The sequence below is a fragment of the Streptomyces sp. DSM 120436 genome (assembly GCF_055778765.1).
In genome coordinates, this window is sequence record NZ_JBSKBS010000001.1 from 2,692,962 (window position 1) to 2,718,128 (window position 25,167).

Below are 25,167 nucleotides of genomic sequence, written 5' to 3' on the forward strand. Positions count from 1 at the left end.
CGGGGCACACGCCCCCCGTAAGGGTTAGGAGCTTATCGGGACGCTGACGGTTCCGCCCAAGGGCGCGTCAGGGGCCGACCGGAACGGATCCGGCCCGGTCGCTCACTGCGCGTCACGCCGCTTCAGCAGCACGTAGCCGCCGACGACCGCCGCGATCACCCACAGCGCCATGATGCCCAGGCCGCCCCAGGGGCCGTACGGGGTGTCGTCGTCCACCGGGGTGACCACCTGCATGATCCTGCTGCCCGCCTGGTCGGGCAGGAACCGGCCGACCTTCTCGGTGGCGCTGACGTTGCCGAGGATGTTGGAGATCAGGAAGAAGAACGGCATCAGGATGCCCAGCGACAGCATGGGGGAGCGCAGCATCGCGGCGACCCCCATGGAGAACAGCGCGATCAGCGTCATGTACAGCCCGCCGCCGATCACCGCGCGCAGCACCCCCGCGTCGCCGATGGACGCCTTCAGGTCGCCGAGCATCAGCTGGCCCAGGAAGAAGGCGGCGAAGCTGGTGGCCATGCCGACCACGAGCGCCAGCGCGGTGGCCACGGCGAGCTTGCTGAACAGGAAGACGCCGCGCCTGGGCACGGCGGCCAGCGAGGCGTGGATCATCCCGGTGCTGTACTCGTTCGACACCACCAGCACACCGAACACGATCATCGCGAGCTGGCCCAGGCTGGTCCCGGCGAAGCTGATGAACGTCGGGTCGAAGGCGAGTCTCTCCCGCTCGCCGAGGTCGTCGAACTCGTTCCTCGCCAGCGCCGAGATCAGCATGCCGAGGGCGACGGTGACGATCACCGCGGTCGACAGCGTCCACACGGTGGACGCCACCGACCGGATCTTGGTCCACTCCGACCGTACGACCTGTGCCGTCGTCATGCCCGGCCCTTCCTCCAGTTCTCGCCCCACTGCTGCGGGGGCAGCGGTGCGCCGGTGTGCGCGTGGTACTCCACCGACTCCGCCGTCAACTGCATGAAGGCGTCCTCCAGGGAGGCCTGCTGCGGGCTCAGTTCGTGCAGCACCACCCCGTTGCGGGCGGCCAGCTCGCCGATCCGCCCGGCGGGCGTCCCGTCCACCTCCAGCGTCCCGTCCGCGCCGTCCACCGCGGTGATGCCGCCTTGGTGCAGCGCGTCCAGCAGCGCCTCCCGCTGCGGGGTGCGCACCCGGACGTAGGAGCGGGAGTTGCGCTCGATGAACTGGGCCATCGAGGTGTCGGCGAGCAGCCGGCCCTGCCCGATGACGACGAGGTGATCGGCGGTCAGGGCCATCTCGCTCATCAGGTGGGAGGAGACGAACACCGTGCGGCCCTGCTCGGCCAGCGACTTCATGAGCGTGCGGATCCAGTGGATGCCCTCGGGGTCGAGGCCGTTGACCGGCTCGTCGAACATCAGGATCCGCGGGTCGCCGAGCAGCGCGGCGGCGATGCCGAGCCGCTGCCCCATGCCGAGCGAGAACCCCTTGGCCTTCTTCCGCGCCACCGCCGTCAGGCCGACCGCCTCCAGCACCTCGCCCACCCGCCGTTCGGGGATGCCGTTGCTCTGCGCGAGCCACAGCAGGTGGTGGTAGGCGCTGCGCCCCGGGTGCACCCCCTTGGCCTCCAGCAGGGCCCCGATGTCCGTGAGCGGGTCCTGGAGCCGGTCGTAGGAGGTGCCGTCGATGCGCACGTCACCGGCCGTCGGGTGGTCGAGCCCCAGGATCATCCGCATGGTGGTCGACTTGCCGGCGCCGTTCGGGCCGAGGAAGCCCGTGACGATGCCCGGCCGGACGGTGAAGGTCAGGTTGTCCACCGCCACCTTCTCGCCGTACCGCTTGGTCAGCCCCTCCAGCTCGATCATGCGGCCACGCTAGAACGGGACAAAGCCCTCTGCCACCGCAGTGGCAGAGGGCTTCGCCGTGGTCCGGTCGCCCGTCCGGGTGTTACCGGGACTGCTGGGCCGGGACGCCCCGGGAGACCGGCTCGTCCTCGGTGGAGGGTGTGCCGGTGGCGGCGACCGCGGCGCCCGTGAGGGTCGCCAGCATCTCGCGGACGTTGGTCAGCTGGGCGTTGATGGAGTCGCGGCGGTTGGTCAGCGCGGCGAGCTCACGCTCGGACTCCGAACGGATCCGGTCGGCCTTGGCGTTGGCGTCGGCCACGATGTCCTCGGCCTGGCGCTGGGCGGTCTCCACCGTCTGGCGGGCCCGGCGCTCGGCGTCGGTGCGCAGCTTCTCGGCCTCCAGGCGGAGCTGCTCCGCGCGGTGCTCGATCTCCGCGAGGCGCTTCTCGGCCTTGGCCTGGCGCGAGGCCAGGTCGCGCTCGGACTGCTCGCGGCGCTTCGCCAGGTTCGTCTCGAAGTCCGCGGCGGCCTGCGCGGCCTTGGCACGGGTCTCCTCGAAGAGGGCGTCCGCCTCCTCGCGCTTGGACTGGGCGTCCCGCTGCGCCTCGGAGCGCAGCTGGGCGGCCTCGCCCTGGGCCTTCTCGACGATCCGGACGCCCTCGTCCTCCGCCTTCGCCTTGCGTTCGGCGGCGTACGCCTCGGCGTCGTTGCGCACCTGCTGGGCGGCGGACTCGGCGAGCTCGCGGTGCTGCTCCGCGGCGCGCCGGGCCTCCTCGCGCAGGTCCTTGGCCTCCTCCTCGGCGAGACGGAGGATCTTCTCCACGCGCGCGCCGAGACCCGCGTACGACGGCTCGGCGTCGTTGATCTGGGCCTGGGCGTTCTGCGTCTCGAGGTGGAGCTCTTCGATGCGCTTTTCCAGAGCGGTGATGCGGGCGAGAGCGCTGTCACGGTCGGAGACGAGCTTGGAGATACGTTCGTCCACCTGAGCGCGGTCGTATCCACGCCGCACAAGCTCGAAGCCGTAGGGGGAAGTGTCGCTCATGGGGTTCCTGTCGAATGAGACCGGTGAGGTGATAGGGGAATCCTAGGGGCCGAAGCGCTGAGTCATCGAGCGGATGCACGTTTGATACGTAAGATGACACCCCTTTTGAGTGGCTCGCCGCCGGAAGCCTTGCCAAGCCCATGGTCAAAGCCCCCACCCTACACGGGATTTCGTCCGGTTTCGCTAGTTGTCGGCTGACTTGCCACCCGTACGGGCAGCGCCCGCCGCGGCCCCCGCCTTGACGCCGTTGTCCTTGCCGCCCGCCGGGGCCTCGAAGGACTCCAGGGCCTCCAGGACGTCCTGGACGCGCGAGATCTCCGCGTTGATGTCCTCGCGGCGCCGGACGAGGACCTCCAGCTCGCGCTTGCCCTCCTCGACGGTGCGCCGTGCCTCGCGCACCGCCTCGGCCTTCAGCTCCTCGGCCTCCTTCACGAGCGTGGCCTTCTTCTGCTCCGCCTCCTTCAGAAGGCCCTCGGCCTTCTTCACGGCGGCGATCCGCACCTTGCCCGCCTCGGAGTTGGCCTCGGAGACGATCTCCTTCGCCTTGGCCTCCGCCTTCGCCAGCTGCTCCTCCGCGGCCTTGACCAGCGCGTCGCAGCGGTCACCGGCGGACTTCATGGTGTCCGCAGCCTCGCGCCGGGCCCGCTCGTGCAGCTCCTCGATCTCGCTGGTGAGGCGCTCGCGCAGCTCCTCGGCGCGCTCCCGGACCTGCGTCGCGTCCCGGCGTGCGCCGACCAGCAGCTCGTCGGCGTCCGTACGGGCCTTCTCCACCAGCGAGTTGCCCTCGACCCGCGCCTCGGCCACCAGCCGCTCGGCCTCGCTGCGCGCCGCGCCCACCATGGTGTCCGCCTGCGACTCTGCGTCGGCCTTCGTCTTCAGCGCCTGCTGCTGCGCCTCGGTGAGCAGCTTGTCCGCCTCGGCGGCGGTCTCCGTGATGAGCGTGTCGACCTGCTCGGCCGCCTCCGAACGCCGCTTGTTGGCCTCCTGGCGGGCCTCGTCCAGCGTCCGCTCGGCCTCCTCGCGCGCACCGGACACCAGCCGCTCCGCCTCCGACTCCGCGTCGGACTTGAGCCGCTCGGCCTCCCGCCGGATCCGCTCCGCGTGCTGCTGCGCCGACCCCACCGTCTCCGCGGCCTCGGCGCGCAGCCGCTCCGCGTCGCCGGTGGCGTCCGCGACCAGCTTCTCCGCCTTGGCGACCGACTCCGACCGCACCCGCTCGGCCTCGGCGACCGTCTCGGTGCGCAGCCGGTCGGTCTCCGCGACGGTCTCCTCGGTGAGCCGCTCCGCCTCGCCGCGCGCCTCGGTGATGAGCGTGTCCGCCTGCCGCGCCGCGTCCGAACGGATCCGGTTGGCGTCCTCACGGGCCTCCGCCCGGGTGCGCGCCGCGACCTGCTCCGCCTCGGCGACCGCGTCGGACGCCTCGGTGCGCAGCCGCTGCGCGTGCTCGGAGACCTCGGAACGGATCCGCTCCGCCTCCGTGATCGCCTCCGACACCGTGCGCTCCGCGAGGGACTTGGCCTCCTCGGCCTCCTCCTGCGCCTCGCGCCGCAGCCGGCCCGCGTCCTCGCCGGCCCGCTCCCGCTCCGCGTAGGCGTCGGCGCGGACCCGGTCCGCCTCCTCCTCGGCCTCCGCACGGGTGCGCTCCGCCGCGTGCTCGGCGGCGCTGCGCAGCCCGGCGATCTCCTCCTGCGCCTGCTCGTGCAGCCCCGCGACGGAGTCCCGCACCTGCTGGGCGTGGAGTTCGGCCGCCGACACCATCTCCGTGGCGCGCCGGTCCGCCTCCTCGACCAGCCGTACGGCCTCGGCCTGCGCCTCCTCCACGCGGGTGCGCGCCGCCGACAGCAGCTCCTCGCTCTGCTCGCGGGCCCGCTCGCGCTCCTGGTCGGCCTCCTCACGGGCCGCGCCGAGCAGTTCCTCCGCCTCCCGGCGCCGCCGGGCCGCCTCCTCCTGCGCGGCGGCCAGCGTCTCGGAGGCCTCCGTGCCGATCCGCTCGGCGGCCGCCTGGGCCTCCGCGCGCATCCGGTCCGCGCTGTCCTGCGCCTCGGACTTGAGCCGCTCCGCCTCGGCCGCGGCCTCCGACCGCAGCCGCACGGCGACGGCCTCGCCCTCCGCCCGGGACGCCGAGGCGTCCGCGGCGGCCTCGTCGCGCAGCCGCTCGGCCTCCTGCTCGGCCTGCTGCCGGAGCGTACGGATCCGCTCGGCGGCCTCGGTGCGCAGCCGTTCGGCCTCCTCGGTCGCCTCGCGGCGGATCCGGTCGGCCTCCTCACGCGCGTCGCTCAGCGCCTGCTCGGCCGTGGCGAGCCGCTCCTCGGCCTCGGTGTGCAGCCGGGTCAGCTCCTCGGCGGCCTCCGCGCGACGCGTCTCGACGGCCCGCTCGGTCTCCTCGCGCAGCTCGCGCGCGGTCCGCTCGGCGTCCTCCTTGAGCGCGTCGGCCTGCTCCACGGCCTCCGCACGGTGCCGCTCGGCCTCCTTGCGGGTGCGCTCCAGGGTCTCCTCGGCCTGCCGGCGCAGCGTCGTGGCGCGCTCGATGGCCTCCGTGCGGACCTTCTCGCTGTCCGCCTGCGCGGTGGAGCGCAGCTCGTCGGCGTCCGCCTTGGCCTTGGCGAGCAGCTCCTCGGCGGACTTGGCCGCCTCCTCGATCTGCGCCACGGCCTCCTTGCGGGCCTCCGCGCGGATCTTCTCGCCCTCGGCGACCGCGTCGGCACGCAGCTGCTCGGCCTCGCCGCGCAGCCGGCGCGCCTCCTCCTGCAGCTCGACCGTCTTGGCGCGGTACTCCTTGGTGTCGTCCTTCGCCGCGCCCTTGAGCTGCTCGGCGATGTCGTGCGCCTCCGCGCGCAGCCGGTCCGCCTCGGCCTCGGCCTCCCGGCGGATCCGCTCCGCCTCCTCGGCCGCGGCGCGCGTGGTCCGCTTGGCCTCCTCGGAGGCCTTGTTGAGCACGTCCTCGGCGGTCTTGGCCGCCTTGGACAGCTGGGTGGCGGACTCCTCCGCGGTGAGCGTGCGGGCCTTCTCCGCGGCCTCCGCGACGATCTTCTCGGCCTCCGCGCGGGCGTCGGCGACCAGCTGCTCGGCGTCCGCCTTGGTGGCCTCCGCCTCCTTGGTCGCCTCGCTGACCAGCCGCGCCACCTGCTCCTTGGCGGTGCGCGTGCGCGTCTCGTTGGCGGCCTCGGCGGACGCCAGCGCCTTGGCGGCGGTCTCCTTCGCCTCGGCGAGGACCTTCTCGGCCTCGGAGCGCGCCTCGCGCAGCGCGGTCTCCGCCTCGGCGATCCGCTCCTCGGCGGCCCGGCTCAGCTCCTGCGCCCGGCGGCGCGCCGACTCCGACTCGGTGGCCGTGGAGGTGCGCAGTTGCTCGGCGTGCTCGGTGGCCTCCTGCGCCTGCGTGGAGGCGGCGTTCAGCAGCCGCTCGGCGTCCGCGCGGGCGCGGCGCAGCAACTGCTCGGCCTCGCTGCGGGCCGCCTCCGCCTCGCTCTGCAGCCGGCGGCGGGCCTCGGAGGTCAGCCGCTCGGCCTCCTCGCGCGCGGCGGCCAGGGCCTGTTCCCGCTCGGCGCGGGTCTCCTCCATCAGGCGGCGGGCCTGCTCCTCGGTGCGGGCCCGCAACTGCTCCGCCCACGCCACGTTCTCGTTGACGTGCGACTCGACGGTCCGGCGGCGCTCCGCCAGCTCCTGGTCGAGCTGCTGGCGCCGGGTCACCGCCTCCTGGTGCAGCTCCGCCTGGAGACGGGCGGCCTGCTCGGCGTGCTCCTGGAGGATGCGCTGGGTCTGGGCGCGGGCCTGGCTCAGCTCCCGCTCGGCGTCCGCGCGGAGCTGGTCGGCCTGCAGCTGCGCGTTGCGGAGCAACTGCTCGGCCTGGTAGCCGATGTCGCCGCCGTCGTAGGCGGGCCGGGACATGATGGTGCGCCGCGCCTCGTGCAGCTTGGCGCGCAGCACCTCGACCTGGTAGCCGAGGTCCTCGGCGTGCTGGATCGCCTTTTCCCGCTCGGTCCTCAGCCGCTTCATCTCGGCTTCGAACCGAGAGAGGTGGTCGACGTCAGCCGCCGGCTCTCGCTCCTGGCTCTCGTAGCCCCGCACTGCGCGGTCCCATCCGTCCCCTGGTCGCAAGTCTGGCCGAGCCCCGTCCATCCCGAACGGAGCCCCCGGGGAATGGTGTCAGATCAACGGCGGAGCATGGGCTGCCGCCCCGCGCTCGCCCCCCGCCACCCGGACCCCGGCGATCCCGTCGCCGAACACGACGGGACTCGGTCACCACGCTTTCAGCGGCGACCAGACCCAACCCTACCGGCCCCTATGTACGTGGGTCAGTGCTCGGACGGCTCAACGGGCGCGGAAGTGACCAGTTCCGTCAGTACGCCGTGGCAGTCCTTCGGGTGCAGGAAGGTGATCCGTGACCCCATGGAACCGCGCCGGGGCTCTTCGTACAGAACGCGTACGCCCTTCTCCTTGATCCCGGCCGCCTCCGCGTCGACGTCCGCCGTGCCGAAAGCGATGTGGTGGACGCCCTCGCCGTTCTTCGCGAGCCACTTGGCGACGGTGGAGTCCTCGCGGGTCGGCTCGAGGAGCTGCAGGTAGGAGGCCCCGCCGTCGGAGGTCTCGTTGATCTTGAGCATGGCCTCGCGGACGCCCTGCTCCTCGTTGACCTCCGAGTGGAACACCTCGAAGCCGTAGGTGGAGCGGTAGAACTCCACCGTCTTGTCGAGGTCGAAGCAGGCGATCCCGATGTGGTCGATTCGCGTCAGCATGGATCCAGTGCAGCGCCCGTGCGACGGTTACGCAACGTGCGCGCGATCACACCGAAAGGCCGATGACGGGGTCCACCGCGCGTCAGTACATTCGAAGTAAACCCTCGTTCACTCCTCGGCTGTGCAGCCGGAAGGGGACCGCAGCTCATGACTTCCGCATCATCTGCAACATCCGCAACGAACGGCACGACATCCGTCATCGTCGCGGGCGCCCGCACCCCGATGGGTCGGCTGCTCGGTTCGCTGAAGTCGTTCTCCGGAGCCGACCTCGGCGGCTTCGCGATCAAGGCCGCCCTCGACCGTGCGGGGATCGGCGGCGACCAGGTCCAGTACGTGATCATGGGACAGGTGCTCCAGGCCGGGGCGGGGCAGATCCCGGCCCGCCAGGCCGCCGTGAAGGCCGGCATCCCGATGAACGTCCCGGCGCTCACCGTCAACAAGGTGTGCCTCTCCGGCCTCGACGCCATCGCGCTGGCCGACCAGCTCATCCGCGCGGGCGAGTTCGACGTGGTCGTGGCCGGCGGCCAGGAGTCCATGACCAACGCGCCGCACCTGCTGCCGAAGTCCCGCGAGGGCTACAAGTACGGCGCGGTGCAGATGCTCGACGCCATGGCGCACGACGGCCTGACCGACTCCTTCGAGAACATCGCCATGGGCGAGTCCACGGAGAAGCACAACACCCGCCTCGGCATCGGCCGCGCCGAGCAGGACGAGATCGCCGCCCTGTCCCACCAGCGGGCCGCCGCCGCGCAGAAGAACGGCGTCTTCGAGGCCGAGATCACCCCGGTCGAGATCCCGCAGCGCAAGGGCGACCCGGTGCTCTTCAGCAAGGACGAGGGCATCCGCGGGGACACCACCGCCGAGTCCCTCGGCAAGCTGCGCCCGGCGTTCGCCAAGGACGGCACCATCACCGCCGGTTCGTCCTCGCAGATCTCCGACGGCGCCGCGGCCGTGGTCGTGATGAGCAAGGCCAAGGCGCAGGAGCTGGGCCTGGAGTGGATCGCCGAGATCGGCGCCCACGGCAACGTGGCCGGCCCCGACAACTCGCTCCAGTCGCAGCCGTCGAACGCCATCCTGCACGCCCTCAAGAAGGAGGGCCTGGAGGTCTCCGACCTCGACCTGATCGAGATCAACGAGGCCTTCGCGGCGGTCGCCGTGCAGTCGATGAAGGACCTGGGCGTTTCCGCCGAAAAGGTGAATGTCAACGGTGGCGCCATCGCGCTCGGTCACCCGATCGGGATGTCCGGCGCCCGGCTGGTGCTGCACCTGGCGCTGGAGCTGAAGCGGCGCGGCGGCGGTGTCGGCGCCGCTGCGCTGTGCGGGGGCGGCGGCCAGGGGGACGCGCTCATCGTGCGGGTGCCCAAGGCCTGACAAGGCCTGACCCGGTTGTTGCCGACTTTCCTCACGTGAACGGAGCTGTGATGCAGGACGTCTCCACTCTGGTGGCCCAGGCCAGAGAGGGCAGGCCGCGGGCCGTGGCCCGCTTGATCTCCCTCGTGGAGGGGGCGTCACCGCAGCTCAGGGAGGTCATGGCGGCCCTCGCGCCGCTCACCGGCAACGCCTACGTGGTCGGCCTCACCGGGTCCCCGGGCGTCGGCAAGTCGACGTCCACCTCGGCGCTGGTCACCGCGTACCGCAAACAGGGCAAGCGGGTCGGCGTCCTGGCCGTCGACCCGTCCTCCCCCTTCTCCGGGGGCGCCCTGCTGGGCGACCGCGTCCGGATGTCGGAGCACGCCTCCGACCCGGGCGTCTACATCCGTTCCATGGCCACCCGCGGCCACCTGGGCGGCCTCGCCTGGGCCGCGCCGCAGGCCATCCGCGTCCTGGACGCGGCCGGCTGCGACGTGATCCTGGTCGAGACGGTGGGCGTCGGCCAGTCGGAGGTGGAGATCGCCTCCCAGGCCGACACCTCCGTGGTCCTGCTGGCCCCCGGCATGGGCGACGGCATCCAGGCCGCCAAGGCCGGAATCCTGGAGATCGGCGACGTCTACGTCGTCAACAAGGCCGACCGCGACGGCGCCGACGCCACCGCCCGCGAGCTGAACCACATGCTGGGCCTCGGCGAGTCCCGCGGCCCCGGCGACTGGCGCCCCCCGATCGTCAAGACGGTCGCCTCCCGCCAGGAGGGCGTCGACGAGGTCGTCGAGGCGCTGGAGAAGCACCGCGCCTGGATGGAGGAGCGCGGCGTCCTCGCGGAACGCCGCCTGGCCCGCGCCGCCCGCGAGGTCGAGACCATCGCCGTCACCGCCCTGCGCGAACGCATCGGCGACCTCCACGGCGACCGCCGCCTCGGCGCGCTCGCCGAGCGCATCATCGCGGGGGATCTTGATCCGTACCGGGCGGCGGACGAACTGGTCGAGGGGCTGACGGGCAACTGACCGCCCCTCCCTCCCCGGCCCGGGGCTCCGTCCCGGACCCCGCTCCTCGATCGCCGGAGGGGCTGACGCTCAGCCCGTCCGGCGATCGAGGACGAGGCAGGCCAGGGCCGAAAGGGGCTCCGGGGGCGCAGCTCCCGGGGGCGGTCGGTCAGCGCAGCGGTACGTCGTTCTGATCGGCTGCCGGGACCTCGTGCACGGTGGCGTCGGCCGCGTCGACGACCCCCGTGCGCGGGAAGCCGCCCAGGCGGACCGTCAGCAGCCAGTGGACACGCCACCGGCCGTCACGCCGCTGCGCGAGGAGGACGGGCCGCTCACGTTCGCCCTCCCCGGGGCGCAGCCCTTCGGCGCGCTCGAAGACCCGCCACGCCCCGGTCGCGTCGACACGCGCCTCGGGCAGTTCCGGGTCGGCGGCACCGCGCGCGGTGAGGCCGGTGACGCGCCCTGACGGGGCGACGGTGACGTCGAGGCGCATCGGCATGAGGACGCCGTCCCGCAGGCGACGCCAGGAGACCGTCCAGCCGTCGTCCGGTGCGCCGTCCCGGTGCACGGTGATCCGGGCGCCGGCGGCCCAGGGCGCGTGACCCTCCGCGTAGGCGACGGCCGCCTTCCTCGCGTCCTCGGCGTCGGCCACGGGCCCTTCGGCGCCGGGAACCCGGTGTCCGTACGCCCCCTCCCGCGCGTCCTCGGAGAAGAAAAGGACCGTGAACCGCTCACGGTCCGGCCAGGACAGCTCCGCAACGCCGCCGGGGAAGTGCGAGCTCACGGAGCCGGTGCCGTCGCCGTGGTCGAGGAAGACGCTGTCGCCGGGACCGTACGCGGGCCCGAAGGCCCCGGTGAGCGCCGTCTCCAGGGCCGCCGCTTGGGCGGGCGTCGCCGCCGGGGCGTGGGTGGGGGGCCGGTGGCGGACCAGCTCGACGGCGGACAGCCAGGCGACGGCCGTCAGGGCGAGGACGGGCGCGCACACGACCACGGTACGGCGGACCGCCCGCCGTCCCGTCGGGGCGCCCGCGGGCAGGAAACGCAGCAGTACGGCCCCGAGGAGAGCCCCGGCGCAGGCCCCGAGGGTGTTGGTCACCAGGTCGTCGGTGTCGCACAGGCGGCTCACGAACGGGACGGTGGTCTGCGCGGTCTCCACGACCAGGGCGAACAGGGCGCCCGTGGTGGCGGCGAGGAGCGGCCGGCGGGTGGCCAGCGCGGCGAACAGGCCGTAGGGCGCGAACAGGACGAGGTTGAGCTGTCCTTGTGTGCCGGTCAGCGCCGTCATGACATCGGGGTTGACGGCGCATTCGAAGGTCGCGCCCCCGCCGCCGGGCCAACTCGTCAGCGTGGCCGGGCCGGTGGCGGAGGCCGCCCACAGGCCGTACAGCGCCGCTCTTCGGGGGGTGGCGCGGCGGCGGGTCGCGAGAAAGACGACGAGGCCCGCCGTCAGCGTGATCGTGAGAGCGGCGACGAGGAACGGCACCTCGTCCTGGAAGACGGCTTCGATCAACGGGGGTCCTGGGGCGAGGGGCCGGGGGAGGACGCTTACGCCCGGCTCGGACGCGCGTCGGGCCTCCGGCTCCGTGCACGCTGACATGCCCGTGCGGCCGCGTCGTGATCATGAGATCACGGAGCGAGCAGCCGATCAAAGCCGCCGCGGAAGGCTTCGGCCCCCCGTGCCGGGGGAGGCCCGGCCTTCACGTTCCGCCCGCTCAGTCGTCGTCGGAGTCGTCGTCCCGGTCCGCCGTGACCGAAGCGGTCCTCAGGTCGACCTTCCAGTCCCGCTCGTCCCCGCCGAAGGCGCGCGTCTGCGTCTCCCAGCCCCGGTCGTCGCCGTCGTCGTCCAGGTCGACGGAGACGACCGTGCCCTTGGACGCGGCGGCCTTCGCGGCCTGTTCGGCCGTCACCGAGGCGTTCTTCAGCGCGGCGCGCGCCTCCGCCGCGTCGTCCTCGTCGTCCTTCTGGGCGCCCAGGACCTTGCCGCTGTCCGGGTCGATCCGGACGCTGTGCCAGGCGTCGCCCTTGCCGAGGACGTCGATCTCCCAGGAGCCGTCGTCCAGTTCGGCGGAGACGGCCGTGCCCTTGGTGTGCTTCAGCGCGGCGGCGATGGCCTCGGCGGCGGTCACGCCACCGGGAGCGGCGGCACGGGCAGCGTCGTCATCGCCGTCGTCATCGCGGTCGTCATCGCCGTCGTCATCGCGGTCGTCGTCCCGGTCGTCGGAGCCGCCCTCACCGCGGTCGTCCCGGTCGTCGGAGCGGTCCTCACCGCGGTCGTCGCGCTCGTCCCTGTCGTCGTCCGTCCGCGTCACCGACGCCGTGTCGTCGTCGTCCCCCGCGACCGCGAGGGCCGTCGCCGTGCCTCCGCCCACCAGAGCCGCGGCCGTGACGACGGCGATCACGATGTTGCGCTTCATGTGCGTTCCTCCCGAGTCGGTGTGCTTCGCGCTGTACGACATCAATGTCACCGACCGACGCTGAGCGGAAGCTGAAGCAGCCTGAAGTGATCTTCAGCTTCCCTTTGCGACCCTGGACCGCATGCGACTCCTGATAGTCGAGGACGAAAAGCGCCTCGCCCTCTCCCTCGCCAAGGGCCTCACCGCCGAGGGGTACGCGGTCGACGTCGTGCACGACGGCCGGGAGGGGCTGGACCGGGCCACGACGGAACCGTACGACCTGGTGATCCTCGACATCATGCTGCCCGGCCTCAACGGCTACCGGGTGTGCGCCGCCCTGCGCGCCGCCGGGCACGAGGTGCCGATCCTGATGCTCACCGCCAAGGACGGCGAGTACGACGAGGCGGAGGGCCTGGACACCGGCGCCGACGACTACCTCACCAAGCCGTTCTCCTACGTGGTGCTCGTCGCCCGGGTGAAGGCGCTGCTGCGCCGCCGGAGGGCCGCGGGCGCGTCCCCGGTCCACGTGCACGGCGACCTGAAGGTGGACACCGCCGCCCGCCGGGTCTGGCTCGACGGCGAGGAGACCGAGCTGACGGCCAAGGAGTTCTCGGTCCTGGAGCACCTGGTGCTGCGGGCCGGCGAGGTGGTGTCCAAGGCCGACATCCTCGAGCACGTCTGGGACTTCGCCTACGAGGGCGACCCCAACATCGTCGAGGTCTACGTCAGCGCCCTGCGCCGCAAACTGCGCGCGGACCTCATCCGCACGGTGCGCGGCGCCGGTTACCGGCTGGAGACGGCGCCGTGAGCCGGCTGTTCGGCTCGGTCCGCTCCCGGGCGACGCTCGGCGCCACGCTCGTCGTCGCCGTGGCCCTCGTCGCCGCCGGCACCGCCCTCCTGCTGTCCCTGCGCGCCAACCTGACCGGCGAGGCGGGCACCCGGGCGGAGCGCTCCGCGCAGGCCGTCGCCTCCGAACTGGCCGCCCGTACGCCCCTCGACAAGCTCTCCGGCCTCGACGCCGAGGACACCCCCGTGCAGATCACCGACGAGGACGGCGTCCTGCTCGCCGTCTCCGAGGACCTGGAGCGGATCACCGGGACGGGCACCGCCGAGGTGACACCCGCGCCGGCCCGGCCCGGCGCGGACGACGACCTCGACGACGACCGTGACGACGACGGCGACGACGGCGACGACGGTCGGGACGACGACTCCGGCCGCTCGGACGACGAGTCCCTCGCCCCCGGCGAGATCGCGCAGGGGGCGAGCTTCACCAACGGCACCGCCACCATCGACGGCGACACCGAGGACTACCGCTTCGCCGCCGTGGAGGTGGAGACGCCCGACCGGGGCCGCCTCACCGTCCACGCGGGCTCCCCGCTGGCCGCCGAGCACAGCGCCGTGGGCACCGCGCTGACCTCCATGCTCATCGGCTTCCCGCTGCTGCTCGGCGTCGTCGCCTCGGTGACCTGGCTGGTCACCGGGCGGGCCCTGCGCCCGGTCGAGGGCATCCGCCGGGAGATGGCCGCGATCACCGCCTCCGAGGACCTGGGCCGCCGGGTCCCCGAACCGGCGACGCACGACGAGGTCGCCCGGCTCGCCCGGACCACCAACGCCACGCTCGCCGCCCTGGAGACCTCCGTGGAGCGGCAGCGCAGGTTCGTCGCCGACGCCTCGCACGAGCTGCGCAGCCCCATCGCCTCCCTGCGCACCCAGCTGGAGGTCGCGGCCGCCCACCCCGAACTGCTCGACCTGGACGGCGCCGTCGAGGACACCGTGCGGCTGCAGAACCTCGCCGCCGATCTGCTGCTGCTCGCCCGGCTGGACGCGGGGGAGCGGCCCGCCGGCACCCGGGTGGACCTGGCCGAGCTGGCCCGCGAGGAGGCCGCGGGGCGCGCGGGCGTCACGGTGGAGGCGGAGCCCGTCGAGGTCTCCGGGTCGCGCGGTCAGCTCGGGCGGGTGCTCGCCAACCTGCTGGACAACGCGGAGCGGCACGCCCGCGAGCGGATCACGGTGACGGTGCGCCGGGAGGGCGACCGGGCCGTGGTGGGTGTCGCCGACGACGGCGAGGGTGTGGCCGAGGCGGACCGCGAGCGGATCTTCGAGCGGTTCGTACGGCTGGACGCGGCGCGCAGCCGGGACGACGGCGGGGCCGGGCTGGGGCTGGCCATCGCGCGGGACGTGGCCGTACGGCACGGCGGCACGCTCACCGCGGGCGCGGCGCCGACGGGCGGAGCCCTCTTCGCGCTCCGCCTGCCGCTCGCCGGCGCGGACCGGGGGACGGCGCCCCCGCACTAGGGGCGTCAGGGGATGTCAGAGGCGTCCCCGCTGCTCCCGCAGGTGCTCCGCGATGGGCTTGAGGGCCTTGTCGAGCTCGATCAGCGCCTCGGGGGGGAGCAGGTCGATGAAGTGCCGGCGCACCGACGCCACGTGGTGCGGGGCGACCTTCTGCATCGTCTCCATGCCGTGGTCGGTGAGGACGGCGTAGAGTCCGCGGCGGTCGGACTCGCAGTTCTCCCGGCGGACCAGGTGGGCGTTCTCCATCCGGGTGATCTGGTGGGAGAGGCGGCTCTTGGACTGCATCGTGGCGGCGGCGAGGTCGCTCATCCGCATCCGCCGGTCCTCCGACTCGGACAGGTTCACCAGGATCTCGTAGTCGTTCATCGTCAGGCCGAACGGCTGCAGATCCTTCTCGAGCTGGTAGGTCAGCAGCTTGTTGACCTCCAGGTGGGTGCGCCAGGCGCACTGCTCCGTATGGGTCAGCCAGCGGGTGGCCGTCTCGGTCTCCATGAATGAAGTCTACCTAAGGAAGTTGAAAGGCGAACTAATAGGGCTTCCGTGTGACGTCACGTGCAGGCGTTCGATGTCACACCCCGCACACTACCGCTCACAGCCCGAAGCGACGCTGGAGGTCTCCCAGCTGTCCGGGAAGGCGCGGTCCGCTTCCGGCCGGTCCGGATCCGCCCGGTCCGCCCCCTCCGGGCACTCCGGGCTCCTGCGGGGGCGTCCCCGTGGCCCGCTCCGTCATCAGCGCCTCGGACGACTGCAGCAGCACCGTGCCCGCCCCGACGAACTCGAACTGGTGCTCCTCGCCGGAGGCCCCGCCCAGGCCCGTCATCGCACGTAGACCGCCCAGCAGGCCGGTCAGGTAGCCGTGGTCGTAGTGGTGGCACGGGGACGGGCAGTCCGCCCATCCGACCAGCGCCTGCGGGTCCACCCTGATCGGGGGTTCCATGAACACCACCGGACCGTTGGATGCCGCCACGAACTTTCCGGTTCCGATCAGTGTCAGAAAACCTGGCACGATCGACTGCTTCAGTGACAAGCTTGGCTGAAAAGCGAGCAAGTTGCCCGAGCGAATGGTCAGATTGCCGTCGTCCAAGTCGTAGGAATTGACGTCGAAGGCCCGGTCGGCGAGGAGCATCCTGCCCGAGCCCTCCGCCACGACCCAGTCGGATGCGTGCAGTGGCGAATGGAACGACGTGCGGACAAGTCGGTCGAGTCGCCCGTGCCCGATGCCGTTGAACTCGACGGCGCCGTAGTAGGCGATCATCTTCCCCTTCTGCAGGAACCACTGGGTCCCCTTGAGCTCCACGCAGAAGGTGTAGTCGTTGACGTTGTCGTCGCAGGGCAGCGTCGTCGGGTCGAAGGCCGCCGGCCCGGCGCCCGGCGTTCCGTACGTGCTCACAGCTTCTCCTCCGAGGCCTGGACGTAGACCGCGCCGCTGCCGCTCAGCTCCAGTTGGAAGGCCTCGCCGGAGCCGCGTCCCACCATGTCCCGCCAGCCGAGCGCCGTCGACAGCTTGTTGCGCACGTCGCCGTGGTGGGCGACGTACGCCTGCGGGTCGACGCGCACCGGGTTCTGCGGGGTGATCGGCACCTCGATCACCCCGCCGTGGGCCATCACGGCGACCGCGCCGTGCCCCTTGAGGGTGGTGGTGAACAGGCCCTGACCGGAGACCTGGCCCCGGACCATGCCCCTCACCCCGCCCTGCGAGCCCAGGAACACCGTGCCCTGCTCCAGCGTCCCCTCGAAGGCCAGCAGCCGGTCCGCCTCGACGTACAGGGTGTCCCCGGAGAGGTGGATCACCTGGATGTGGTGGCCGCCGTGCCCGAACAGCACCGTGCCGTCGCCCTCGACGGTCATCAGGGGCGTGTCCTCGTTCGCCACGCGCCGGCCGATCATCGACATCACCCCGCCCCGGCCGCCGCGCAGGTTCGGGGTGAAGCTGACCTCGCCCCGGTAGGCGAGCATCGCGCCGCGCTGGCTGAACAGCCGCCGGCCGGGGGCGACGGTCGCCTCGATCATCTTGGAGTTGATCTCCCGGAAGCTCATCTCAGACGTCCCCCGCGATCGTGTTGCGCTCACTGGGCTGGACGTAGACCACCCCGTCGCCCTCGAAGCGGATCTGGAAGGCCTCGCCGCCGCCCTCGCCCATCAGCGTGCGGAAGGTCACGCCCGACTGGAACGACTGCCGCAGGCTGCCCCGGTGCGCGACGTACGCGCCCGGATCGACCGTCAGCGGGTACTGCGGGCTGACCCGCAGCAGCACGGCGGGGCCGTCCGACATGATCGCGGCCTGGCCGTGCCCCTCGACGGTGGTCGTGAACAGTCCGTTGCCCTGGGAGGCGCCGCGCAGGCCGGTGAAGGCGGTGCCCGTGCGCAGGCCGCCGTCGGTCGCCAGCAGGTTGCTGGACTCGACGTACAGCTTCTCCCCGGTCAGGGCCACCAGGTTGATCTCGGAGGCGCGGTCGGCGAAGAAGCAGGTGCCGTGGCCCTTCACCTCCATGAGCGTCATCTGCTCGCCCGTGAGCCGCCGGGTCACCATCCCCCGGATGCCCTCGCCGCCACCCGTGAGCTTCTTGAAGGCCATCTGCCCGTCGTACGCGACCATGGAGCCGTTCTTCGCCTTCACGGCGTCCCCGGTCATGTCGACGGCGAGCACCTTGCTGCTCTGAAGTCGGAACATCGCCACGCTGCGACGGTAACCGCCGCCGGACCCCGCCGACAGGCCCCGAAGGGGGGACCGCACCCTGATCCGGCCCTCATCCGACCCGCACGGACGCACCCCGGCCCCCACGGGCCCGTCCCCGACCCCCTGCGGTGATCACTCACCGGGTTTGTCACAATGGACGCGCTTGTGCGCGCGTTCACAAGCCAACCGCACCATCGACACCGACGTCTCTCCCACCCGAAGGTGACCCGTGGACATCAAGACCGCCTCCGCACTCCGACGCCTCCGCCTGGTCTCGGGCCCCGAAGCGATCTCGTTCCTGCTGCTGCTCGTCTGCTCGGTCCTGAAGCGGACCACCGAGTTCAACGCCGTGCCGGTCATGGGCGCGGTCCACGGCTTCCTCTTCGTCCTCTACGCGATCTTCTGGGCCGACGCCTGGAACCGGGCGAAGTGGCCGCTGGGCACCGCGGCGTACTACTTCGTCATGTCGGTCCTGCCGCTCGGCGGCTTCTTCGCCGAGCGGCGGCTCAAGCGCGAGACCGAGGACGCGGTGATCGCCGGCCGCGCCCGCAAGGAAGGGGTCGTGAACGCGTGATCGTCGCCTTCTCCGTGACGCCGCTGGGCGTCGGCGAGGACGTGGGGGAGTACGTCGCCGACGCCGTCCGGGTGGTCCGCGAGTCCGGGCTGCCGAACCGCACCGACGCGATGTTCACCTCGGTCGAGGGGGAGTGGGACGAGGTCATGGACGTGGTGAAGCGCGCCGTGGCCGCCGTGGAGGCGCGTGCGCCGCGCGTCTCGCTGGTCCTCAAGGCGGACATCCGCCCGGGCGTGGCGGACGGGCTGACGTCCAAGGTGGAGACCGTCGAACGGCATCTGGCCGGCTGACGCGTGCCGGTCGCCCTGTCCCGCCGTCCGCCTCGCCGGACCGAAGGGCGAGACAGGGCTGACCGGCACCTGACCCGCCGGTAGGGTCTGGTCCGTGCCGAAGCCGCTCAGTCTCTCGTTCGATCCCATCGCCCGCGCCGACGAGCTCTGGAAGCAGCGCTGGGGAAACGTGCCGTCGATGGCCGCGATCACCTCGATCATGCGGGCCCACCAGATCCTGCTGTCCGAGGTCGACGCGGTGGTCAAGCCCTACGGGCTCACGTTCGCGCGGTACGAGGCGCTGGTCCTGCTGACCTTCTCCCAGTCCGGCGAACTGCCGATGTCGAAGATCGGCGAGCGGCTGATGGTGCATCCGACGTCGGTGACGAACACCGTGGACCGGCTGGTGAGGTCGGGGCTGGTGGCCAAGCGCCCCAACCCCAACGACGGCCGCGGCACGCTCGCGTCCATCACCGACAAGGGCCGTGAGGTGGTCGAGTCGGCGACCCGCGACCTGATGGCGATGGACTTCGGCCTGAGCGCCTACGACGCGGAGGAGTGCGCCGAGCTCTTCGCCATCCTCCGCCCCCTCCGCCTGGCGGCGGGCGACTTCCAGGAGGGGTGACCCCGGGGCCCGTGCACCGCCGTGCGGGGTGACGAGGGGCACGCGACCCGGCCCCGGAGCCCGGGGAGCGGCCCGTTAGGCTCGACGGCATGAAGAAGAGCGTGCTGACCCGCTACCGGGTCATGGCCTACGTCACCGGTGTCCTCCTCGTCGCGCTGACGCTGGGCATGATCGGCAAGTACGTGCTCGACATGGGCGGCGCGGCCGACTTCACCCAGGTGGTCAGCATCGCGCACGGCTGGCTCTACGTCGTCTACCTGATCTTCGCCTTCGACCTCGGTTCCAAGGCGAAGTGGCCGGTCAAGAAGCAGCTCTGGGTGCTGCTCGCCGGCACCGTCCCCACCGCCGCGTTCTTCGTCGAGCGCGGGATCAGCCGCGAGCTGGCGGGCTCCGTCGAGGACGGGACCCCCGAGGCCGCCCAGGCCTGACGCCCCGCGTCGCACCGCCGTACGGACGAGCGTACGGCGGTCTGCCATCGACATTTACTTGGACGTCCTAGTAAATTCGAGGGTATGGACGCTGACGCCATCGAGGAGGGCCGCCGTCGCTGGCAGGCCCGGTACGACGCCGCGCGCAAGCGCGACGCGGATTTCACCACGCTCTCCGGCGACCCCGTGGAGCCGGTGTACGGACCGCGGCCCGGGGACCGCTACGACGGGTTCGAGCGGATCGGCTGGCCGGGGGAGTACCCGTTCACCCGCGGGCTGTACCCGACCGGCTACCGGGGGCGGACGTGGACCATCCGGCAGTTCGCCGGGTTCGGGAACGCCGAGCAGACCAACGAGCGCTACAAGATGATCCTCGGCAACGGCGGAGGCGGCCTGTCCGTCGCCTTCGACATGCCGACGCTCATGGGCCGCGACTCCGACGACCCCCGCTCGCTGGGCGAGGTCGGCCACTGCGGGGTGGCCATCGACTCGGCGGCCGACATGGAGGTCCTGTTCAAGGACATCCCCCTCGGCGACGTCACCACGTCGATGACCATCAGCGGGCCCGCCGTGCCCGTCTTCTGCATGTACCTCGTCGCCGCCGAGCGCCAGGGCGTCGACCCGGGCGTGCTCAACGGCACGCTGCAGACGGACATCTTCAAGGAGTACATCGCGCAGAAGGAGTGGCTCTTCCAGCCGGAGCCCCATCTGCGCCTCATCGGCGACCTGATGGAGTACACCAGCGCGCGCATCCCCGCGTACAAGCCGCTGTCGGTCTCCGGCTACCACATCCGCGAGGCCGGGGCCACGGCCGCGCAGGAGCTGGCGTACACGCTCGCCGACGGCTTCGGGTACGTCGAGCTGGGGCTCAGCCGCGGGCTGGACGTCGACGTCTTCGCGCCGGGCCTGTCCTTCTTCTTCGACGCGCACGTCGACTTCTTCGAGGAGATCGCCAAGTTCCGCGCCGCGCGCCGCATCTGGGCGCGCTGGATGCGGGACGTCTACGGCGCGAAGAGCGAGAAGGCGCAGTGGCTGCGGTTCCACACCCAGACCGCCGGCGTCTCGCTCACCGCGCAGCAGCCGTACAACAACGTCGTCCGCACCGCCGTCGAGGCGCTGGCGGCGGTGCTCGGCGGGACGAACTCCCTGCACACCAACGCCCTCGACGAGACCCTCGCGCTGCCCAGCGAGCAGGCCGCCGAGATCGCCCTGCGCACCCAGCAGGTGCTGATGGAGGAGACCGGCGTCGCCAACGTCGCCGACCCGCTGGGCGGTTCCTGGTACGTCGAGCAGCTCACCGACCGCATCGAGGCGGACGCGGAGAAGATCTTCGAGCAGATCAAGGAGCGGGGCCTGCGGGCCCACCCGGACGGCAGGCACCCCATCGGGCCGATCACCTCCGGCATCCTGCGCGGCATCGAGGACGGCTGGTTCACCGGCGAGATCGCCGAGTCGGCCTTCCGCTACCAGCAGTCGCTGGAGAAGGGCGACAAGAAGGTCGTCGGCGTCAACGTCCACACCGGCTCCGTCACCGGCGACCTGGAGATCCTGCGGGTCAGCCACGAGGTGGAGCGCGAGCAGGTCCGGCTGCTGGGCGAGCGCAAGGCCGGACGCGACGACGCGAAGGTGCGCGGCGCGCTCGACGCCATGGTCGAGGCGGCCCGCTCCGGCGCCAACATGATCGAGCCGATGCTCGACGCCGTACGCGCCGAGGCGACGCTGGGCGAGATCTGCGACGCCCTGCGCGACGAGTGGGGCGTCTACACGGAGCCCGCCGGGTTCTAGACCCGACGCCACTCCGTCACGACGGCGGGGGAGCCGCCGACGCGGCCGCCCCCGCCGTCGTGCCGCTGGTCGGAGGTGTTCCGCGCGGTCTCGGAGCCGGTGGCCGGCTCCGAGACCGCGCGGAAGGGAGGTCGCCGTGGTCCGCGGTCCTGATCCGGGCCACGGCGACCTCCGTGCCTGAGGCCGGGTCAGCGGCGGGTGATCTCCACGGTCACCTCGGCGGAGGCCGCGGTGTGCCAGGGGTCACCGGCGTACGTCACGCCGTACCTCACCTGACCGGTCCTGCTCGGCGTGTCGGTCACGGTGAAGGTGCCGTCGGCCGACACGGTGACGGTGCCCAGCGAGGTGCCTTCCGGAGCGGCGGCGTCGTAGCGCGTCACCGCGACGGTGGCGCCGGGAGCGAAGCCGGCGGCCGGAGCCAGGGTTCCGGTGACGGTCAGTTCCCGGTACCTCCTGCTGGTCGGGGGCGCCTCGAGGGCAAGGGTGGTCTGCACGGTGGTGGCGACCTGCCGCGCGTGGAACCGGAGTCCGATGACGCGGGGCTGCTGCGTCACGGCGAAGACCCGGCTCCCGTCCGGCGCCCAGGCCAGTCCCCCGTCCACCAGCCTCTCGGTGTCACCGCCCAGCTCGACCGTGGTCAGTGGAGCGGGAGCGCCCGGCGCGTAGAAGGACAGGTCCGGCACGTCGACGCTGTTGTTGGAGGTTCCTCCGGCCACCGTGCCGTCGGGTGCGACGGCGACGGCCAGGGGAGAGGGCGAAGCCGCGGGGGTTCCCTGGTCCGAGAGGTCGTCGAGGCGGAAGGTCTGGTAGCCGGGCGATGTGAGGGCGGCCACGACGACGCTCCGGCCGTCGGGTGTCACGTCCAGGTCCCGCAGACCGTTCATCTCCGTCCCGGAGAAGACCCGTCGGGCGGTCACCTCGGGTGATCCGCTGCCCACGTCGTACACCGTGAGGGTGTTGACGTTGGGGTTGCCCGTGCCGGCCACCAGTACGTCGGAGTCGGCGGGAGAGGCGACGAGATCCGCCCCCCAGTCCAGTGAACCGTCCAGACCGAGCTCGACCACCGGCTCGGCACCGGACACGTCGACCGACCCGAGACCCCCGGTGTCGCCGTATCCGAACCACAGCTTCCCGCCCGCGAAAGCCAGGCTCCACGGGGCGGTGTCCTCGCCCACGAAGTACCGTGCGGTCTCCGTCAGTGTCGCGGTGTCGTACGCGACGATGGTGTCGATGTCCCGCGCGGCCACGTAGAGGGTCCGGGAGTCGGGTGAGAGGGCCAGCCCGCCGGCGCCCGGCAGGCCGTCCAGCCAGGTGCTGTTCCCGCCGTCGTAGTCCGTCACCACGACCCGGCCGTCCACCCCCGCGGGCATGCTGAGGAAGACCTGCCGGTTGCTCCCGTCGACCTCCATGTCGGCGAGGGAGTACATCGGCAGCGGCACGGCATCCGCCGCGGACGCCGGGGCGGCTCCCGGAACGGTCAGCAGCAGCGAACCGAGGGCTGCGGTGAGCGTGGTGCCCAGCGCCCGTCTGAGTATGCGCAAGGTGGTGCCCTTCTGTGTCCCATGAGTCACGGCGGCACACCGGTTGGACGACCGGAGGGGACGGCGTAGGGCGCCGCCCGCCAGGATTCTGCGGCGCGGAGTCCCTCGAATCACGGCGGCACACCGGTGGGACGACCGGAGAGGGAGGCGCGCGGCGCCGTCGGGATTCTGCGGCGCGGAGCCAGGAACTCGGGACTCCGTAGCTGCGGCTCGACGCGTGTTCCCGACCGGTTCCGCGTGTGCCGCAGTGACCGCCCCGCACGGCGGGGCGGTACGGAACCCGTGACCGGTGCCGATGAGCGGCGAGCGGGTCACCCGGCCGGCCTCCGCCCCCTGGGGCGCGGCCCGCCGGCCGGGGCACCGCGGCAGGGGAGACGGCTCCCCACCTCGTCCCGGGAGACGCTCAGTCGAGACAGAACTCGTTGCCCTCGATGTCCCGCATCACGATGCACGACTCGTTGTCCTCGCCGGCGTACAGCGTTCGCTCGTGTACCGCGCCGAGCGCGACCAGTCGTGCGCACTCGGCCTCGAGCGTGGCGAGGCGCTCCTCACCCACGAGCCCGGTACCGGCCCGCACGTCGAGGTGCACCTGGTTCTTGAATTTCTCGCGGGCAAGAAGGGATGAAATGATCTTACCGACGGGAAAGGGGCGTCTCCTGTCACGTTTTGACTACGCCGGGCGGTCGGCTGTCGCTGCGGAGGTGAGGCCCGACAGCAGGACCCGGGTGAAGCCGTGCACCCACTCCTCGTCGGCCGGTTCCGCGCTCACCAGGGTGCGGTGCACCACCGCGCCGGCCACCATGTCGAAGATCAGGTCGACCGTGCGCTCCGCCTCCCGCGCGTCGGACTCCGGCGGCAGTTCGCCCCGCGCCTGCGCCTGCGCCCGGCCGGCGAGGACGAGACGCTTCTGCCGGTCCACGATCGAGGCGCGGATCCGCTCGCGCAGCGCCTCGTCACGGGTGGCCTCGGCGACCACCGCCATCAGCCCGCTGCGCGCCTCCGGACGGTCCAGGATCGCGGCGAACTGGAGCACCACGCCCTCGATGTCGGCGGCCAGCGAGCCGCGGTCGGGCAGGGTCAGTTCGTCGAAGAGCTCCGCGACGGCGTCCACGACGAGTTCGTTCTTGCCCGCCCAGCGCCGGTACAACGTCGTCTTGGCCACCCCCGCGCGCACCGCGACGTCCGAGAGCGTGAGCTTGGACCACCCCAGGTCCACCAGCGCCTGCCGGGTCGCGGCGAGGATCGCGGCGTCGGCCGCGACGCTGCGCGGACGCCCGGTGCGACCGGCTGGGGTGCGGCTCTGCATGGCACGACGATAACGGCGGACCCCGTACGTCGGTGCGTGAGGGAGATCACCGGAGCACCCTGTTCAGCGGACCCCGGCCGGCATTACGCTACGACCCGTAGCGAAAGCACGCGTGACCGGCGTGCCCGAGCGACGACCACCGCGCCGGGTGGGGACCCGGCGCACCCGCACCACACGTACGCCTGGGTTTCCCGGGGGCTTTTCACACTCACGCGGAGTACGGGGGAGGATAGGCGCATGCAGCCACGGAACATGTCCATGAGCGGAGTCGTCGACCTCGCCGCGGTGAAGGCGGCCCAGGAGGCCAAGGCGAAGGCGGAGCAGGCGCGCGCCGAAGCGGCCCGGAGGGGCGGCACGGGCGCCGTCTCGCCCGCCGATCTCGTCATCGACGTCGACGAGGCCGGATTCGAGAGCGACGTCCTGCAGCGCTCCACCGAGGTCCCGGTCGTCATCGACTTCTGGGCCGAGTGGTGCGAGCCCTGCAAGCAGCTGAGCCCCGTCCTGGAGCGGCTCGCCGTCGAGTACAACGGCCGTTTCCTCCTCGCCAAGATCGACGTCGACGCCAACCAGATGCTGATGCAGCAGTTCGGCATCCAGGGCATCCCCGCCGTCTTCGCGGTGGTGGCCGGCCAGGCCCTGCCGCTCTTCCAGGGCGCCGCGGGCGAGGCGCAGATCCGCCAGACCCTGGACCAGCTCGTGCAGGTCGCCGAGGAGCGCTTCGGCCTGACCGGGCTGACCGTCGACCCCGAGGCCGAGCCGGGCGGCGGCGCGGCGGCCGACGAGGCCCCCGCCGGCCCCTACGACTCCCTCCTCGAGGCCGCCGCCCGCGCGCTGGACGCCGACGACCTGGACGGCGCGGTGCGGGCCTACCAGAACGTGCTCGCCGAGGATCCGGCCCACCCCGAGGCCACGCTGGGCCTGGCCCAGGCCGAACTGCTGCGCCGGGTGCGGGACATGGACCCGCAGCAGGTGCGCAAGGACGCCGCCGAGAAGCCGGGCGACGCGCAGGCCCAGATCGCCGCCGCCGACCTGGACATGGCGGGCGGCCACGTCGCCGACGCCTTCGGCCGGCTGGTCGACACGGTGGCCCGCACGGCGGGCGACGAGCGCGAGGCCGTGCGCGTGCGGCTGCTGGAGCTGTTCGACGTGGTGGGCGCCGACCACCCCAGCGTGGTGACCGCGCGCCGGGCCCTGGCCCGCGCCCTGTTCTGAACCACCCGCACCCGGGCGCCCGTTGTAGCCTCTTTCGCCCGTTATGGCGACGAACGGGGCCCGAGGTGCCGCCTCGCCGGCAGAGGCTGAAGCGGCCGCGCTTTACCAAATCTTGGTAA

At 72.3% G+C, this 25,167-nt stretch carries 23 protein-coding genes and 1 pseudogene; 10 read left to right on the forward strand and 14 right to left on the reverse strand.

From position 1 onward, the window contains the following. Nucleotides 1-102: 102 nt before the first annotated feature. The 5 genes from ACWH4W_RS12485 to mce form a co-directional block, all read right to left on the reverse strand. Nucleotides 103-876 (reverse strand): ABC transporter permease, encoded by a 774-nt coding sequence (locus ACWH4W_RS12485; RefSeq protein ID WP_473075813.1) that lies wholly within the window; start codon nucleotides 874-876, stop codon nucleotides 103-105. After that, on the reverse strand, nucleotides 873-1,832 hold the full coding sequence (locus tag ACWH4W_RS12490; RefSeq protein ID WP_473075814.1) for an ABC transporter ATP-binding protein: 960 nt from the start codon (nucleotides 1,830-1,832) through the stop codon (nucleotides 873-875). Before ACWH4W_RS12490 ends, ACWH4W_RS12485 begins: the two co-directional genes overlap by 4 nt. Nucleotides 1,833-1,914: 82 nt before the next feature. Further along, entirely contained in the window at nucleotides 1,915-2,853 is a 939-nt protein-coding gene (locus ACWH4W_RS12495) for a coiled-coil domain-containing protein (RefSeq protein WP_473075815.1), read from the reverse strand. Between the two features lie 183 nt (nucleotides 2,854-3,036). Continuing rightward, entirely contained in the window at nucleotides 3,037-6,918 is a 3,882-nt protein-coding gene (gene scy / locus ACWH4W_RS12500; protein WP_473075816.1) for a polarized growth protein Scy, read from the reverse strand. Between the two features lie 227 nt (nucleotides 6,919-7,145). After that, nucleotides 7,146-7,586, reverse strand: a complete 441-nt coding sequence (gene mce / locus ACWH4W_RS12505) for a methylmalonyl-CoA epimerase (protein WP_473075817.1) — start codon at nucleotides 7,584-7,586, stop codon at nucleotides 7,146-7,148. A 147-nt stretch (nucleotides 7,587-7,733) separates the two neighbouring features. Here mce and ACWH4W_RS12510 point away from each other — a divergent pair, with 147 nt between their 5' ends. Further along, nucleotides 7,734-8,957, forward strand: a complete 1,224-nt coding sequence (locus ACWH4W_RS12510; protein ID WP_473075818.1) for an acetyl-CoA C-acetyltransferase — start codon at nucleotides 7,734-7,736, stop codon at nucleotides 8,955-8,957. Between the two features lie 50 nt (nucleotides 8,958-9,007). Further along, nucleotides 9,008-9,964 carry a methylmalonyl Co-A mutase-associated GTPase MeaB gene (gene meaB, locus ACWH4W_RS12515; protein WP_473077482.1) on the forward strand — a complete coding sequence of 319 codons (957 nt, stop codon included), beginning with the start codon at nucleotides 9,008-9,010 and terminating at the stop codon, nucleotides 9,962-9,964. Nucleotides 9,965-10,112: 148 nt separating this feature from the next. Here meaB and ACWH4W_RS12520 read toward each other — a convergent pair whose 3' ends face one another. Together ACWH4W_RS12520 and ACWH4W_RS12525 are read right to left on the reverse strand one after the other, a co-directional pair. After that, nucleotides 10,113-11,453, reverse strand: a complete 1,341-nt coding sequence (locus ACWH4W_RS12520; protein ID WP_473075819.1) for a VanZ family protein — start codon at nucleotides 11,451-11,453, stop codon at nucleotides 10,113-10,115. A 202-nt stretch (nucleotides 11,454-11,655) separates the two neighbouring features. After that, nucleotides 11,656-12,357, reverse strand: coding sequence for a PepSY domain-containing protein (locus tag ACWH4W_RS12525; RefSeq protein WP_473075820.1), 702 nt, complete (start codon nucleotides 12,355-12,357; stop codon nucleotides 11,656-11,658). A gap of 121 nt (nucleotides 12,358-12,478) precedes the next feature. Between ACWH4W_RS12525 and ACWH4W_RS12530 the strand changes: the two genes are divergently transcribed. Beyond that, the gene (locus tag ACWH4W_RS12530; RefSeq protein WP_473075821.1) at nucleotides 12,479-13,144 is read left to right on the forward strand and encodes a response regulator transcription factor; all 666 of its coding nucleotides are present in this window, start codon (nucleotides 12,479-12,481) and stop codon (nucleotides 13,142-13,144) included. Then, nucleotides 13,141-14,631 carry a sensor histidine kinase gene (locus ACWH4W_RS12535; protein ID WP_473075822.1) on the forward strand — a complete coding sequence of 497 codons (1,491 nt, stop codon included), beginning with the start codon at nucleotides 13,141-13,143 and terminating at the stop codon, nucleotides 14,629-14,631. Before ACWH4W_RS12530 ends, ACWH4W_RS12535 begins: the two co-directional genes overlap by 4 nt. Nucleotides 14,632-14,646: 15 nt before the next feature. Here ACWH4W_RS12535 and ACWH4W_RS12540 read toward each other — a convergent pair whose 3' ends face one another. From ACWH4W_RS12540 to ACWH4W_RS12555, 4 genes are all read right to left on the reverse strand, one after another. Then, the gene (locus ACWH4W_RS12540) at nucleotides 14,647-15,123 is read right to left on the reverse strand and encodes a MarR family winged helix-turn-helix transcriptional regulator (protein WP_473075823.1); all 477 of its coding nucleotides are present in this window, start codon (nucleotides 15,121-15,123) and stop codon (nucleotides 14,647-14,649) included. 97 nt (nucleotides 15,124-15,220) lie between these two features. Continuing rightward, on the reverse strand, nucleotides 15,221-16,021 hold the full coding sequence (locus tag ACWH4W_RS12545; protein ID WP_473075824.1) for an AIM24 family protein: 801 nt from the start codon (nucleotides 16,019-16,021) through the stop codon (nucleotides 15,221-15,223). Beyond that, nucleotides 16,018-16,668 carry an AIM24 family protein gene (locus tag ACWH4W_RS12550; protein WP_473075825.1) on the reverse strand — a complete coding sequence of 217 codons (651 nt, stop codon included), beginning with the start codon at nucleotides 16,666-16,668 and terminating at the stop codon, nucleotides 16,018-16,020. The genes ACWH4W_RS12545 and ACWH4W_RS12550 overlap by 4 nt, the downstream gene beginning before the upstream one ends. Before the next feature lies 1 nt (nucleotide 16,669). Then, nucleotides 16,670-17,302 carry an AIM24 family protein gene (locus tag ACWH4W_RS12555; protein WP_473077483.1) on the reverse strand — a complete coding sequence of 211 codons (633 nt, stop codon included), beginning with the start codon at nucleotides 17,300-17,302 and terminating at the stop codon, nucleotides 16,670-16,672. Between the two features lie 235 nt (nucleotides 17,303-17,537). On the opposite strand from ACWH4W_RS12555, the gene ACWH4W_RS12560 reads away from it, so the two are divergent. The 5 genes from ACWH4W_RS12560 to ACWH4W_RS12580 all read left to right on the forward strand — a co-directional run bounded on the left by ACWH4W_RS12560 (nucleotide 17,538) and on the right by ACWH4W_RS12580 (nucleotide 20,989). Next, nucleotides 17,538-17,882 carry a DUF3817 domain-containing protein gene (locus ACWH4W_RS12560; RefSeq protein ID WP_366252926.1) on the forward strand — a complete coding sequence of 115 codons (345 nt, stop codon included), beginning with the start codon at nucleotides 17,538-17,540 and terminating at the stop codon, nucleotides 17,880-17,882. Beyond that, complete coding sequence (locus tag ACWH4W_RS12565; RefSeq protein WP_366252925.1) at nucleotides 17,879-18,172, forward strand: MTH1187 family thiamine-binding protein; 294 nt, start codon at nucleotides 17,879-17,881, stop codon at nucleotides 18,170-18,172. The genes ACWH4W_RS12560 and ACWH4W_RS12565 overlap by 4 nt, the downstream gene beginning before the upstream one ends. A gap of 94 nt (nucleotides 18,173-18,266) precedes the next feature. Beyond that, nucleotides 18,267-18,776, forward strand: a complete 510-nt coding sequence (locus tag ACWH4W_RS12570) for a MarR family winged helix-turn-helix transcriptional regulator (protein WP_391662895.1) — start codon at nucleotides 18,267-18,269, stop codon at nucleotides 18,774-18,776. Between the two features lie 89 nt (nucleotides 18,777-18,865). Beyond that, nucleotides 18,866-19,204 carry a DUF3817 domain-containing protein gene (locus tag ACWH4W_RS12575; RefSeq protein WP_473075826.1) on the forward strand — a complete coding sequence of 113 codons (339 nt, stop codon included), beginning with the start codon at nucleotides 18,866-18,868 and terminating at the stop codon, nucleotides 19,202-19,204. 84 nt (nucleotides 19,205-19,288) lie between these two features. Then, nucleotides 19,289-20,989 (forward strand): coenzyme B12-dependent isobutyryl-CoA mutase large subunit, encoded by a 1,701-nt coding sequence (locus ACWH4W_RS12580; RefSeq protein ID WP_473075827.1) that lies wholly within the window; start codon nucleotides 19,289-19,291, stop codon nucleotides 20,987-20,989. A 188-nt stretch (nucleotides 20,990-21,177) separates the two neighbouring features. Here ACWH4W_RS12580 and ACWH4W_RS12585 read toward each other — a convergent pair whose 3' ends face one another. The 3 genes and pseudogenes from ACWH4W_RS12585 to ACWH4W_RS12595 form a co-directional block, all read right to left on the reverse strand. After that, a complete protein-coding gene (locus tag ACWH4W_RS12585) occupies nucleotides 21,178-22,530 on the reverse strand; it encodes a WD40 repeat domain-containing protein (RefSeq protein ID WP_473075828.1) in 1,353 nt (450 codons plus the stop codon). Between the two features lie 403 nt (nucleotides 22,531-22,933). Continuing rightward, nucleotides 22,934-23,128, reverse strand: a pseudogene (locus ACWH4W_RS12590) (VOC family protein); the annotation flags it as partial. A 72-nt stretch (nucleotides 23,129-23,200) separates the two neighbouring features. Continuing rightward, nucleotides 23,201-23,836, reverse strand: coding sequence for a TetR/AcrR family transcriptional regulator (locus ACWH4W_RS12595; protein WP_473075829.1), 636 nt, complete (start codon nucleotides 23,834-23,836; stop codon nucleotides 23,201-23,203). A 237-nt stretch (nucleotides 23,837-24,073) separates the two neighbouring features. Between ACWH4W_RS12595 and ACWH4W_RS12600 the strand changes: the two genes are divergently transcribed. Next, nucleotides 24,074-25,048 carry a tetratricopeptide repeat protein gene (locus ACWH4W_RS12600; RefSeq protein WP_473075830.1) on the forward strand — a complete coding sequence of 325 codons (975 nt, stop codon included), beginning with the start codon at nucleotides 24,074-24,076 and terminating at the stop codon, nucleotides 25,046-25,048. Nucleotides 25,049-25,167: the final 119 nt, after the last annotated feature.